The organism is Corallococcus sp. AB049A (assembly GCF_003668885.1).
GTDB classification, from domain to species: domain Bacteria; phylum Myxococcota; class Myxococcia; order Myxococcales; family Myxococcaceae; genus Corallococcus; species Corallococcus interemptor.
Genome location: NZ_RAWL01000821.1, coordinates 1 through 964, shown reverse-complemented (window position 1 = coordinate 964; position 964 = coordinate 1). Strand labels below are relative to the sequence as shown.

The window sequence follows — 964 nt, the reverse complement described above, 5'->3', positions numbered from 1 at the left end:
AGATGTGTATGAGAGACAGCAGTCATCCCTCCCCACGGGCGCCACCTCTGGGCGCTGCCCAAGGGGCACGTGGATCCGGGAGAGACGCCGGAGCAGACCGCGCGGCGCGAGGTGAAGGAGGAGACGGGGCTCTCCGGCGTGGCGCTGCTCGCGCCGCTGGGGGAGATCCGCTACGTCTACCAGTTCCGGGGGCAGCGCATCTTCAAGCGCGTCCACTTCTTCCTCTTCCGCTACGAGGCGGGAGAGCTGGGGCCGCTGCCGGGGCCGCGCGTGGAGGTGGACGAGGTGCGCTGGATGCCGCTCGAGGGGCTGATTCCGGCGCTGGGCTACAAGGGTGAGAAGGCCGTCGCCGGCCGGGCGCTGCGGTGGATGCGCGCCCAGGGCCTGGCGTCCGGGACTCCTTCCCCCGTGGAGGGGAAGGAGCCGGGGTAGGACGCGAAGCTACTTCTTGGCTTCCTCGCCCACGTACTTGCCGGACAGCGCCTCGCGCACGTCGCGGTCGAACTTCACGCGCTGGGTGGCGACCTCGCGCAGGGCGAGCACGGGCGGCTTGTTCTTCGAGGTCTCGATGATGGGCCGGGCGCCGGCCATCAGCTGGCGCGCGCGCTTGGCGCCCAGGAGCACCAGCGCGAACCGGTTGTCCACGTAGGGAAGGCAGTCTTCAACGGTAACGCGGGCCATGGAACATCCTTCTTGGCTCGGATCCGAGCCGGTGGAAGCCTCTCAACCTAAAGAGCGGGTCCGGATCAGTCAAGGAAGGATGGCGGGGCGGAGGCTCCACCGGGAGTGCCGCCGGGAGCCGCCAGCGATTGCCCGCCAGCCGACCCTGCTGGCGTCCGGATGTTGGCTGGCGCACGCTCTCCTCTCACCTTCCGGAATTCGAGAGCCACGGGGCTCAACGGATCCGGAGGGGCGCGTTTTTTCCGAGTCGGGAATGGGGCGCCAGGGTGGGTCGGAATTGCCC

Annotated in this window: 1 protein-coding gene and 1 pseudogene; one reads left to right on the top strand and one right to left on the bottom strand. The window is 69.3% G+C overall.

Translation table 11 applies throughout. From position 1 onward, the window contains the following. Positions 1-12 precede the first annotated feature (12 nt). Positions 13-432, top strand: a pseudogene (locus D7X55_RS39640) (NUDIX hydrolase); the annotation flags it as partial. Between the two features lie 9 nt (positions 433-441). On the opposite strand, the gene rpoZ reads toward D7X55_RS39640, so the two are convergent. Beyond that, positions 442-681, bottom strand: coding sequence for a DNA-directed RNA polymerase subunit omega (rpoZ, locus tag D7X55_RS39635; RefSeq protein ID WP_014395366.1), 240 nt, complete (start codon positions 679-681; stop codon positions 442-444). Between the last annotated feature and the right edge of the window lie 283 nt (positions 682-964).

What these genes read in the sequence shown, in the direction of transcription:
- rpoZ (WP_014395366.1), bottom strand. Translation starts at nt 681, where the DNA reads ATGGCCCGCGTTACCGTTGAAGACTGCCTTCCCTACGTGGACAACCGG.